This is a genomic window from Bartonella phoceensis, assembly GCF_902825145.1.
In the GTDB taxonomy this organism is placed as follows: domain Bacteria; phylum Pseudomonadota; class Alphaproteobacteria; order Rhizobiales; family Rhizobiaceae; genus Bartonella; species Bartonella phoceensis.
This window is the reverse complement of record NZ_CADEAD010000002.1, coordinates 133239-145301: the sequence shown is the minus strand read 5'-3', so window position 1 is coordinate 145301 and position 12063 is coordinate 133239. Positions and strand designations below refer to the sequence as shown.

At 41.5% G+C, this 12063-nt stretch carries 12 protein-coding genes; 10 read left to right on the top strand and 2 right to left on the bottom strand.

Translation table 11 applies throughout. The features are described 5' to 3' along the window. The first annotated feature begins 47 nt into the window (after positions 1 to 47). The 3 genes from ffh to rpsP are packed head-to-tail and all read left to right on the top strand — an operon-like array spanning position 48 to position 2351. Complete coding sequence (ffh, locus tag J7R07_RS02870) at positions 48 to 1616, top strand: signal recognition particle protein (RefSeq protein WP_208435439.1); 1569 nt, start codon at positions 48 to 50, stop codon at positions 1614 to 1616. A 21-nt stretch (positions 1617 to 1637) separates the two neighbouring features. Further along, positions 1638 to 1952: a chorismate mutase gene (locus tag J7R07_RS02865; RefSeq protein WP_208435438.1), complete on the top strand. Its 315-nt coding sequence runs from the start codon at positions 1638 to 1640 to the stop codon at positions 1950 to 1952. Between the two features lie 33 nt (positions 1953 to 1985). After that, positions 1986 to 2351 carry a 30S ribosomal protein S16 gene (gene rpsP, locus J7R07_RS02860; protein WP_208435437.1) on the top strand — a complete coding sequence of 122 codons (366 nt, stop codon included), beginning with the start codon at positions 1986 to 1988 and terminating at the stop codon, positions 2349 to 2351. A gap of 137 nt (positions 2352 to 2488) precedes the next feature. Here rpsP and J7R07_RS02855 read toward each other — a convergent pair whose 3' ends face one another. Continuing rightward, positions 2489 to 2707 (bottom strand): DUF1674 domain-containing protein, encoded by a 219-nt coding sequence (locus tag J7R07_RS02855; protein WP_208435436.1) that lies wholly within the window; start codon positions 2705 to 2707, stop codon positions 2489 to 2491. Positions 2708 to 2790: 83 nt separating this feature from the next. Here J7R07_RS02855 and htpX point away from each other — a divergent pair, with 83 nt between their 5' ends. The 5 genes from htpX to J7R07_RS02830 all read left to right on the top strand — a co-directional run bounded on the left by htpX (position 2791) and on the right by J7R07_RS02830 (position 9301). After that, positions 2791 to 3834: a zinc metalloprotease HtpX gene (gene htpX, locus J7R07_RS02850; protein WP_208435435.1), complete on the top strand. Its 1044-nt coding sequence runs from the start codon at positions 2791 to 2793 to the stop codon at positions 3832 to 3834. A 33-nt stretch (positions 3835 to 3867) separates the two neighbouring features. Continuing rightward, complete coding sequence (locus J7R07_RS02845; RefSeq protein ID WP_208435434.1) at positions 3868 to 5235, top strand: RsmB/NOP family class I SAM-dependent RNA methyltransferase; 1368 nt, start codon at positions 3868 to 3870, stop codon at positions 5233 to 5235. Positions 5236 to 5300: 65 nt separating this feature from the next. Further along, the gene (locus tag J7R07_RS02840; RefSeq protein ID WP_208435433.1) at positions 5301 to 7001 is read left to right on the top strand and encodes a heparinase II/III family protein; all 1701 of its coding nucleotides are present in this window, start codon (positions 5301 to 5303) and stop codon (positions 6999 to 7001) included. 166 nt (positions 7002 to 7167) lie between these two features. Then, positions 7168 to 8784 (top strand): bifunctional phosphoribosylaminoimidazolecarboxamide formyltransferase/IMP cyclohydrolase, encoded by a 1617-nt coding sequence (gene purH, locus J7R07_RS02835; RefSeq protein WP_208435432.1) that lies wholly within the window; start codon positions 7168 to 7170, stop codon positions 8782 to 8784. Positions 8785 to 9148: 364 nt separating this feature from the next. Further along, positions 9149 to 9301 (top strand): DUF1127 domain-containing protein, encoded by a 153-nt coding sequence (locus J7R07_RS02830; RefSeq protein WP_208435431.1) that lies wholly within the window; start codon positions 9149 to 9151, stop codon positions 9299 to 9301. A 276-nt stretch (positions 9302 to 9577) separates the two neighbouring features. Here the strand turns inward: J7R07_RS02830 and J7R07_RS02825 are convergent, their stop codons facing one another. Next, positions 9578 to 10363 (bottom strand): SURF1 family protein, encoded by a 786-nt coding sequence (locus tag J7R07_RS02825; RefSeq protein ID WP_208435430.1) that lies wholly within the window; start codon positions 10361 to 10363, stop codon positions 9578 to 9580. Between the two features lie 268 nt (positions 10364 to 10631). Between J7R07_RS02825 and rpmB the strand changes: the two genes are divergently transcribed. Both rpmB and J7R07_RS02815 read left to right on the top strand, forming a co-directional pair. Continuing rightward, positions 10632 to 10925 (top strand): 50S ribosomal protein L28, encoded by a 294-nt coding sequence (gene rpmB / locus J7R07_RS02820; RefSeq protein WP_208435429.1) that lies wholly within the window; start codon positions 10632 to 10634, stop codon positions 10923 to 10925. A gap of 116 nt (positions 10926 to 11041) precedes the next feature. Further along, positions 11042 to 11728, top strand: a complete 687-nt coding sequence (locus J7R07_RS02815) for a VUT family protein (protein ID WP_208435428.1) — start codon at positions 11042 to 11044, stop codon at positions 11726 to 11728. Positions 11729 to 12063: the final 335 nt, after the last annotated feature.

Below are 12063 nucleotides of genomic sequence, written 5' to 3'. Positions count from 1 at the left end.
CTCGGGTGTCACTTTGGTTCGTGTGTTATGTAGTAATGAGGTAGAGAATGTTTGAATCCTTACAAGAGCGGCTTGGTTCCATACTCTCTCATTTGACAGGGCGTGGAGCTTTGTCGGATCAGGATGTGGCAGAGGCGCTGCGTGAAATTCGTCGCGCTTTATTGGAAGCCGATGTTGCACTTGATGTCGCGCGTTCTTTTACTGATAGGGTTCGTGAAAAAGCTGTTGGAGCCAAAATTATTAAATCAATTAAACCTGGCCAGATGGTGGTTAAAATTGTTCATGATGAATTGGTTCATATTCTTGGAAATGAAGGCATTCTGAGTGATTTAAATGCACCTGCGCCTGTTGTTATTATGATGGTTGGTTTGCAAGGTTCCGGAAAAACAACAACAACAGCAAAGCTTGCCAAGCGTTTCACAGATAAAAATAACAAAAAAGTTTTCATGGCGTCATTGGATACACGTCGTCCTGCGGCACAGGAACAACTACGCCAATTAGGAGAACAGGCAAAACTTGCAAGTCTGCCTATTATTGCTGGGCAACCTCCCGTTGATATTGCAACACGTGCGGTACAAGCAGCCAAGTTGGGTGGTTATGATGTCCTCATTCTTGATACAGCAGGCCGCAACCATATTGATGAAGCTTTGATGCTTGAATTGGCTGAAATTAAAGCTTGCTCCCTTCCTCATGAAATTATGTTGGTTGCTGATAGTCTTACAGGTCAGGATGCTGTTCATCTTGCCCGTTCTTTTGAGGAGCGGGTGGGAATTACAGGAATTATTTTAACACGTATGGACAGTGATGGCCGCGGTGGTGCGGCCCTTTCCATGCGTGCTGTTACGGGCAAGCCAATTAAGGCAATCGGAATCGGTGAAAAAATAGACGCTTTAGAAGAATTTCATCCGCGTCGTATTGCTGATCGTATCCTTGGAATGGGTGATATCGTTTCTTTGGTGGAAAAGGCCGCTGAAACGATGGATCATGAAAAAGCCGCCGCTTTTGCAAGAAAAATGCAGGCTGGAAAATTCGATCTCAATGATTTAGCAGAACAGTTGCAGAAAATGAAAAAACTTGGGGGGATGGGTAGCATTATGGGAATGTTACCTGGTTTGGGTAAGGTAAAAGATCAGATTGCTGCTGCAGGTCTTGATGACCGTTTGTTTAATCGTCAATTGGCTATTATTTCCTCAATGACGCCTTTTGAGCGCGCCAATCCAGAGCTGCTGAAACATAGCCGTAAACAGCGAATTGCTAAGGGTTCTGGTACAAGTGCTGCTGATATTAATAAGCTGTTAAAAATGCATCGTCAAATGGCTGATATGGTCAAAGCCATTGGAGGTAAAGGCAAAAGTGGTTTGATGGGGAAAATGTTAGGAGGGCTTGGTTCTAAGATGGGGTTTGGTGGTATGGGAGCTGTTGGTGGAGATCCCGGAGCCTTGCCTGATTTATCAGGGTTTGATTCAAAGCAACTCTCAACACTTCAAAAACAAATTGAAAGTGGTAATGGAGGAAAGGTCCTCCCTGGTCTCCCAGGGCGTGGGTCTCCATTGCCTGGTCTTTCCAGTGGCATTGCCGATAGGGGAAATTTTCCTCAGCGTCCCAAGAAAAAATAAGATGCGAAGAGGGAAGGAGGTATGATGCAGGAAAAAATATTGGATGAATTAGCGCATTTACGGGTATCTATTGATAATTTTGATGCAACTTTGATTCATATTTTGGCAGAGCGTTTTCGTTGTACGAAGGCTGTAGGATACTTAAAAGCGCGTTATGATTTGCCTACAGTCGATCCTCTGCGTGAGCAGCATCAAGTCGCCAGGTTGCGGCAATTGGCTATAGATAGTCATCTCGATCCAGATTTTGCTGAAAAATTTTTAAAGTTTGTCATTGAAGAGGTTGTGCATAACCATGAGGTGATTGCTCAAGAACAAAAACAAAACAAATCAATTTAGACGAAAGCCAGGACTGAGAATAGGAGATAAAATATGGCATTAAAAATTCGTTTGTCCCGTGGAGGTTCAAAAAAGCGTCCTTACTATCACATTGTTGTTGCGGATGTGCGTAGTCCGCGTGATGGACGGTTTCTTGAACGTGTTGGTGCATGGGACCCAATGTTGCCTAAAGATGGACCACGTGTAAAACTTGATGAAGAGCGTATCCAATATTGGCTTGATCAAGGAGCTCAGCCAACAGATCGCGTTTTACGATTTTTGGATGCGGTTGGCTTAAAGAAACGTCCAACCCGCAATAATCCACAAAAAGGTGAACCTGGCAAAAAAGCACAAGAACGCATAGCTGCTGCAAAACAAGCCGCTGAAGAAGCCGCTGCTGCAATAGCAGAAGAAGCATAATGATTCTGAAATCTAATCAAATGCATCTTCAAAAGCTTTTATAAATTTTATAAAGAAGAACGATTGTTATCCGTTTTTGTCGATAAAAAATGGATCTTCTTTAAAAAAATCTGATTTTTTAAGTCAACGTTGGTTTTTTAGAAATCAATGGCGCGGCCTTTAATTTCCCAGTCTCCGTAGCGTGAGGGGTCTTTGCCGCCGCGTCCACCATTTTCTAAAGGTTTTTCTTCATTTTTTTCATTTTTACGCCTTTCTGCAGCTTCGTGTAAGGCGCGTTGTGCTGCAGGAGAGAGGAGTGGCTGTTTATTAACAGTGCTCACATTTTGTTCGCTTATTTTCTCGTCTTTTTTATCCATTTTACACCTATTCCATTGAAGAAGCAGAAAGAAAACCCCATCATATAATATTGATTGTATTTTATCATGGAGTTTTTTGAGAAATGAATATAATGCGTACAGCAATGCTTTTGGCTTTTATGACTGCTCTTTTTATGGGAGTTGGTTATCTTGTTGGAGGGGGCAGTGGCATGATCTTTGCGCTTTTGATGGCAAGTGGAATCAATCTTTTTTCTTATTGGAATTCGGATAAAATCGTTTTACGCATGTATGGTGCGCGCCAAGTTGATCAAGATTCGTCACCAGTTTATTATAAGATTGTAAGCGATTTAGCCAGGAAAGCCTCTCTTCCTCAACCAAAAATTTATGTTATTGAAAGTGCACAACCGAATGCTTTTGCTACGGGACGCAATCCTCAAAATGCAGCTGTTGCTGCAAGTACAGGGTTGTTAAAGCAGTTAAGTGCAGAAGAAATTGCCGGTGTTATGGCACATGAGCTCGCACATATTGAACATCGTGATACGTTAACAATGACTTTGACAGCAACGATTGCAGGAGCAATTTCAATGCTTGGTAATTTCGCTTTTTTTATGGGGGGACCGCGTAATTCTTCAGAACGTTCTCATGGTGCAGGGGGGATTGGTGGAATCATAGCTCTGATTGTGGCACCTTTTGCAGCGATGCTGGTGCAGATGGCTATTAGTCGCACGCGTGAATATGCTGCTGATCGCCGGGGGGCGGAAATATGTGGTAATCCTTTATGGTTGGCTTCGGCATTGCGTAAAATTGCCGATGGTGGACGTAGAGTATACAATGAAGAGGCAGAACATAATCCAACAACAGCACATCTGTTTATTATTAATCCCTTGAGCGGTGAAGGAGCTGATAGCCTTTTTTCGACACATCCAGCAACGGCAAATCGTATTGCTGCTCTTTATCGGCAAGCTGAAGAGATGAAGGGAAAAATGATCGAGAGCATGGGATGGAGTGAAGAAGGTGGTTTGCATGAAAAAAGCAGGGGCTTAGATTATGGAGGTCTAGAGCTTAATGCGCAGACCAGTATATCAGATAAACAGGGAAAGAGTGCTTTTCAGCACGTTACAAAACGCCCTTCTTGGCTTCGTTATGAAGGTTCAAAAAAGTCTTGATCATAGAACTCTTAAGAGAATAAAGGTGTTGCTTTGAAACACGGGAATGCGGGTCGTGTGTCCGAAAAAAATGTTCCAGGACTAGTTGTTCGGCAGGTATGCGTTCGTCTTTTAGGGGCGATACTTAATAAGCACGCGTCCCTTTCGGGTTTGACCGATAACGAACATGGACATCCGCAATATTTAGGACTTTCACAGCGAGATCGTTCGTTGTGTCGCGCTATTTTGGCAGCGGCGTTGCGTCATCGAGGGCAGATTATAGGAGCTTTATCACGCTTTTTAACGCGTCCTTTGCCTTTACAAGCACTTTCACTTCAGCATCTTTTGCATATCAGTGTGGCACAAATTCTGTACCTTAATATCCCCGATCATGCTGCTATTGATTTGGCTGTACGTGTGGCTAAGCTTGATCCCCGTATGGGCCGGTTTTCAGGGATGGTCAATGCTCTTTTGCGCAATGTTGCACGTGAGGCTGATGTGTTGTGTCAACAGGTCCCCAGCATTGAAGGGATTCCGGCATGGTTTGGTAAGCTTTTGGTTTCAACTTATGGAAAAGAAAAAGCTGAACAGATTTTAGCAATTCAAAGTACTCCACCCCCTCTCGATTTAACGGTCAAATCCGATAGTGTTGGATGGGCTAAACGGCTTGGAGGTGTTGTTTTGCCCAACGGTTCTGTTCGATTGAGCAGTTTAGATGGTTCTGTTGCTGATTTACCAGGTTATGAGGAAGGAGCTTGGTGGGTTCAGGATTTTGCTGCAGCATTGCCTGCTTGTTTACTTGGAAATATTCAGGACAAACGGGTTGCTGATCTTTGTGCAAGCCCTGGGGGAAAAACAGCACAATTGGCTTTGCAAGGGGCCGACGTAACAGCGGTTGAATTTTCTGCTAACCGGATAAAGCGTTTAAAAGCGAATATGGAGCGCCTTCATTTTTCAGTTTCTACTTGGCAGGGAGATGTGAGAGATTTTCGTCCCGAACAGCTTTTTGATGCTGTTCTTCTTGATGCTCCTTGTTCTTCTACAGGAACGATCCGTCGTCATCCCGATATTTTATGGACGAAATCAATGGACGATATCGTTAAATTGGCAGCGCTGCAATATGATTTGCTTATCGCAGCAATTACTTTGGTAAAGAAGGGGGGGCGCATTGTTTTTTCCAATTGTTCGTTGGCAAGAGAAGAAGGGGAAGATCTTATTGAAAAAATTTTATCGGTACGTGGCGACGTTATTTTAGAGCCTATTTGTTTAGAGGAAGTAGGGGCAATCCCGCATTTGCTTTCTTTTGCCGGGATTTTGCGAACAACCCCTGCAGATTTTTGTCTGCAAAATTTTGATGCTGAGAAGAATGTGTTTTTAGGAATGGATGGTTTTTTTGCAGCACGCTTGCGGAAAGTGGCTTAATTTAACGGTTCATTTACTAAAATGGCCGAAATTGTGCACGATTCAGTGGTTACGGAGATGAGATTGTGGCAGTTGCGGTAAAAGGCCCTCAGGTAAAGGTGTCGGACTTTGTGGATAAGGCACGCCAATTTATACGATGCTTATGGGTTGGACCACTGTTTTGTTGGCGGTTTTCGGGGTTTCACCCGCATAAAATTTTAGCGTATCCTCTTGATTTGCATTTAGCTGATCCCACGATGGCCCATGAATTTTATCATGGTCGTTTTGCTTTTGCTGGTCATATCGTTCATTCTGGTGCTGTTTCACCTTTTTCGTTGGTTCCTCCAACGCCAGAATGGGAAAGTGCTCTTCATAATTTTCATTGGTTGCGACATATGGCAGCAGCAGAGAGTGATTTAGCTACGGCACATGCGCGTTTTCTCTTAGAAGATTGGTTTGATCATGGTGGCAAAAAAGTAAAGGGGCTTGCCTGGAGTGCACCGGTGGTGGCACGGCGGTTAATTTCGTGGATTTGTCATTCGAAAATGCTGTTGCAAGGGGCAAGTGAGCGGTTTGAAAAGCGCTTTTTACGTGCTCTTGGTTTTCAATTTCGTTATTTGCGCATAACGATTGCTAGTATGGAAAACAATGATCAACGTTTACAAGCAGCGGTAGCTTTGACATTCGCTTCTCTTGCTTTGCCTGTTTCTGCGGTTATGAAAAAAAAGGTGCAAACTATTCTCAGAGAAGAACTTTCATGCCAGATCTTGGTTGATGGGGGGCATATTTCGCGTAGTCCTGTTATTTTGCTGAACTTATTGTCGGATTTATTGTCTTTACGTCATCTTTTTATACACAGCAATGAAACGGCACCACGTATTCTCATTGATTCTGTGGAACGTATGTTGCCGGCTTTGCGGTTTTTTATCCATGAAGATCAAACATTGGCCCATTTTAATGGGGTTGGTCCTCTTGTGCCCGAACATTTATCGGCACTTTTAAAACTTGATGAAACAGCAGGGAATCCTTTTAGTTATGCACGTTATTCAGGGTTTCAGCGTTTACAAGCTAATCAAACAACAGTGCTTGCTGATACAGGAAAGTTTCCGCCACGCTCTGCTGCGGAACATGCTGGTTCGGGGTGTTTGTCTTTTGAAATGTCTTCGCAGGGAAGTCGCTTTATTATCAATACCGGTGTTAATCCTTATGGGCGTGAGGAATATCGAAATTTAGGGCGGGTCACTGCGGCCCATTCAACAGCAACGGTTAATGATTGTTCGGTAGGCATTTTTCATAAAAAAAAGAAAGGTAGTGCTTCACTTTTGCTTGAGGGGCCAACGGATGTTAAAGTGCACCGTATAGAGGATTCTGAGAGAACTGGCTTTATTGCCAGCCATAATGGTTATGTGCGACCTTTTAATCTTATTCATGAGCGTGGTCTTATTTTAGCGACAAATGGCGAAATGATCGAAGGTTTTGATCGTTTTTTTATGCCAAATGAGAAGCGTTCAAAAAGACATAAGACAGCTGAAAGTGAACACAATAATGTTGCCGTTCGATTTCATATTCATCCACAAGTGAGGGTCAACTACGATGGTGAGTATGTACATTTAGCTGTGGGCAATGGGCAAGAGTGGTATTTTATGTCACCTGACGCTGATATTTGTCTGGAAGATTCGATTGACTTTACGGCATTAAAAGGCCCGCAACGCACACAACAAATTGTTTTATATTTTCGCCCTGCATTTAAAGAAAAGGTTCGTTGGCGCTTCATCCGCCGTCAGTGAGAGTAGTGGTTTCCTCCTTTATAATAGGGATAAGAGAAGAACTATTCTTTGGGTGCAAAAAGTAAAGAGTCTTTATCCTTTCGGTGTATTTTGATAACGGCGTGTGCTATAAATGCACAAGCTTGTTTTGCGTGATTTTAACCATTTCGCTTTTAGGATTTTTCTTATGGGTGTTGTTGCAAAAAAATTTCCCATACCTGATCTTCATCGGGTCCGTCGTGTTCTTCTCTCTGTCTCCGATAAAACGGGTGTGGTTGCGTTTGCACAAGCGCTTCACGCTTACGGTATTGAATTCATTTCCACAGGAGGGACTGCTAAAGCCTTAATGGCTGCTGGTTTACCGGTTAAAGATGTTGCTGAAATTACAGGATTTCCTGAAATCATGGATGGGCGTGTCAAAACACTCCATCCTTTGATTCATGGTGCTCTTTTGGGAGTTAGAGAGGACCCTAGCCATGAGAATGCTATGGAGCAGCATGGCATTCATGGAATTGATCTTTTAGTAGTGAATCTTTATCCTTTTGAAGAGACGGTTCAATCTGGAGCTGATGGACAAACTATTCTTGAAAATATTGATATTGGTGGACCAGCGATGATTCGTGCTGCGGCAAAGAATCATGCTTATACCGGTGTGGTTACAGCGGTGAGTGATTATGATTTGGTTCTCTCTGAATTAAAGGAGCATGATGGGTGTTTAAGTTTTTCTATGCGACGTCAGTTAGCAATGCGTGCTTATGCACGTACGGCTGCTTATGATGCAGCGATAGCAACATGGTTTGCAAAGGATTTAAAAATTGAAACACCATCTTGGCAAAGTTTTTCTGGACATCTCGAAAATGTGATGCGCTATGGAGAAAATCCACATCAAAAGGCAGCATTTTATCGCAATAGTGATAAACGTTTTGGTGTTGCAACAGCTAAGCTTTTGCAGGGTAAAGCACTTTCCTATAACAATATGAACGATACAGATGCGGCATTTGAACTTGTGGCAGAATTTAATCCACAAAAAACTGCTGCTGTTGCTCTTATTAAACATGCGAATCCTTGTGGCGTTGCTGAAGGACCGAGTTTAAAAGAGGCTTATTTGAAAGCTTTGATGTGTGATGATGTTTCCGCGTTTGGTGGAATTGTTGCATTAAATCAACCCCTTGATGAAGAATGTGCAGAAGAGATTGTCAAAATTTTTACGGAAGTGATTATTGCTCCTGATGCGACAATTGCGGCACGTGAAATTGTAGCAAGTAAAAAAAATCTTCGTTTGCTGATAACAGGCGGTGTTCCTGATCCGCGTTGTGGAGGGCTTACTGCTAAAACGCTTGCAGGTGGGATTTTGGTGCAGTCGCGTGATAATGTGGTGGTTGATGATCTGAAATTACAAGTGATGACAAAGCGGACACCAAGTCAAGATGAAATGCGTGATCTTCAATTTGCTTTTCGTGTGGTAAAACATGTCAAATCAAATGCTATTGTTTATGCAAAAAATAGTGCGACAGTTGGAATTGGCGCGGGGCAAATGAGTCGCATCGATTCGGCTAAAATTGCTGCGCGTAAAGCTGAAGAAAGTGCAAGGAGAGCAGGTTTAGCGGAAGTTCTCACCAAAGGATCAGTCGTTGCATCAGATGCCTTTTTTCCTTTTGCAGATGGTTTATTGGCAGCTGCTGAAGCGGGTGCAACAGCAGTTATTCAGCCAGGTGGATCCATGCGTGATGAGGAAGTGATTGCCGCTGCTGATAGACATGGTTTAGCTATGGTTTTTACAGGTGTGCGGCATTTTCGTCATTAATGGTTTTGGTGGTTGTTTTTTCAAGCAAGATAAGTGTTTCGTAGGCTTCTTTTGTAGTAACTGGGTGGGATTATGAGTAGCTATTAAAGTGGGTGCAACAGCAATTTTTCTACCAGGTGGATCCATGCGTGATGAAGAAACAATAGTGACTTTTGATGTGTATGGCTCAGCTATGATTTTTATAGATTTGCCGCATTTTCACCAATAACAAATTTTAAATGATAAAGTGTTTCGAAAGAGATAAATTTTAAATAAGCTTATCATGTTGTGTGTGCATATCTGTCATGAAGTTATAGCACGACTCTTTTTTATATTTTGTTCTACCTTATACCTTAAAGAGAGTAACAAAGTTTAGGTGAAGGTTATGAATATTCTGCGTTCTTACAGTAATTGGCGCCGTTATCGGCGGACACTTAATGCATTGAGTCATCTTTCAACAGATGAGCTTAATGATCTTGGTATTTGTCGTGGTAATATTGATTCAATTGCGCGGCGTTATTCCTATAAGTCTTTCTAGATTTTCTTAAGAATAGCGTTTGAGAGGGTGCTTTGTTGTGGGGAAAGGGGTGGCGCGGCGTTTTTTCTTTATTTTGCTTCGGTGAAGAGAACATGTATAAGAGGATGATAGGGAATGATATATGACCGTGGTGTGTGTCGTTTCTTAAAAAGTAAATAAGCGTGGTGGTGGAATTCTCAATATAACCACCATGAGAGTGTGTTTTGTTGTGAGATGAATACTTCTTAAAGCAAGACTATAACAATCATATTTTGGAGGACGAATCCCTTACCTTTTTTAGTCTTTTTGCCGTAGCAGAAAAAGAGAAGCTCCTAGAACACCAGCAGCTAGAATAAACCAGGTGATCGCATAGACAAGGTGATTATTTCGAAAATGCACAATAGTCAAACCAGCTATGGGAAGTGTTGCTTGTGGGGCCGTTTTTTTCCCGGCATCAATGAAATAAGGTGCAACAGTAGATAAACCAAGTTTTTGGGCCATGGCAGGGAGATCGCGCGTGTACCATAAGTTCTTGTCAGGATTATTTTTGCGGGGAAAAAAGCCATTTTTTTCACTCATGCGCAACAAACCTATAATTGTAGTTTGCTTTGTTTCTATGGCAGAATCTTGATGAGGTGGTGCACGCATGGGGGATTGTTCTGCGTTTTGAAAGCTATGGCGTGCATCCATGGGGATAAAACCACGATTCACAAAAGTCAGTGTGTTATCTGCTGTTTGTAAAGGGGTCAAAACCCAATAGCCTGTAGTGTCTTGAGCAACAGCAGTGACAAAAATATTTTTATTTTTTAAAAATTTTCCTGTGATAATAACAGGGCGATACTCATCTTTTTCAAAAGTAAGTTGTGCCCATTGATTTTGCGGTGGTGCTTTTATGGGTGATAAATGAACACGCTGATTGGCACTATTGATAAGATTTTCTTTCCAGTTTAATCGTTGTACTTGCCATATACCTAGTGCGCTAAAGAGAAGAAAACAACACACCCATAACATACCAAATAGAAGTGAAGAAAAACGGCTATGTTTTTTTTGAAGCTCTGTCATGGAGAGGTCAATTTTGCTCATGATTTATGCTTCCTTTTAGAATGGTGAACGCCTTTTTAACATGGTGAGCGGGAAAAAAAACATTTTGTACGTCTTTTATGGAAAAAGATAGCAAAATGAAACGATAAGGGATGTAAAAGGCTTTACAAAAGACTTGACCTTTTGCTATCGACATCCTATTAAAAGCACAACTTCCCAATCGTCCAAGGTAGTGTTGTGCGTTTTTTTATTCATTTTGTTTTGGAAGTGTTGGGACTAGAGAGTTTCTTAGAGTTTAAAGGTGAAGTTTATGTCTCGTGCTTGCGAATTGACAGGAAAAACCGTTCTGTATGGCAATAATGTTAGCCATGCAAACAATAAAACCCGTCGTCGTTTTTTACCAAATCTCTGCAATGTGACATTGATTTCGGAAGTTTTGCAGAAAAATTACCGTTTGCGTATTTCGGCAAGTGCTTTGCGTTCTGTTGAGCATCGCGGTGGCTTGGATGGTTTCTTGCTTAAAGCCGATGATAAAGAATTGTCACAACGTGCCCGTTTGTTAAAGCGCCAAATCGTTAAGAAAAAAGCTGAACAAGCAGCATAATCGCCTTTGGTACGATAAGGCTTGGCTATTTGTTTCCGTTCTATGGAAGTGGTGTTTTTGGGTTTACTGCTTTTTGATCGTTGTATGTGATTCCTTCCGTATCTTAGGTTTAAGAAATGTCTTCAGAACACGGTCTTTTATTTGCACAGAAAGAAAAAAAGTATGTTGCTTTTTCTATCTTAGCGATGTGTCTTGCTGTGACCGCTTCTAATATTTTGGTTCAGTATCCTGTTTACTGGTTCGGTTTGAATGATCTCTTAACCTATGGTGCTTTTACCTATCCCTTTGCTTTTTTGGTTAATGATCTAACCAATCGTTTTTATGGTCCATCTGCTGCACGCCGTGTAGTCTATGCCGGGTTTGTTATGGGAATTTTTGTTTCTTGGATTTTAGCAACACCGCGGCTTGCAATTGCTTCAAGTTTGGCATTTTTATTTGGGCAACTTCTTGATATTATGGTTTTTACTCCTTTACGACATAAAACATGGTGGAAGGCGCCTTTAGCAGCAGCATTGGTTGGCTCAGCATTGGATACGGTTTTATTTTTTGCTCTTGCTTTTTCCAGTTGTTTTTCCTTTATCGATCAGATGACAGGTTATATCGATAGTTCGCTCCCGGGGAATACTGTTTTAGGAGAGGTTGAGATCCCAATTTGGCTCTTACTTGCTTTTGGCGATTTTTTAGTAAAAATTATTATGAGTCTGTGTATGTTGATTCCTTACGGAACAATCCTTAGAGCTGTAAAACTGCCTCTTTATAGAAATTATGCAAAAAATAAATCAGCTTTTGTTAGTAAAGAATAATATTTATGTGCCCCATTCTTATTCTTAAAGGTGGGAGAGGTTTGCTTTGTCTTGTATGAGAAATATTTTAACAGTATATGTAGTATAATGTTATTTATAATGACGAATTGATTTATAATGATAATTTATCATTTTGCAACTTGAATGAGAGTCTCTAATCCAACGAGATTCTCTGATTTCAAACCCTCTCATCATAAGTTAGTAAAGATTGTTCATTTGTATGTCACAAATAGGGATGTGTGGGTAAAAATCATTTAAAGAAAAAACTAAAAATGCTTTTCTTGAAGCATTTAAATGTGAAAATCTTTGGCAATATTGAGGGCTGGCAAAGATAG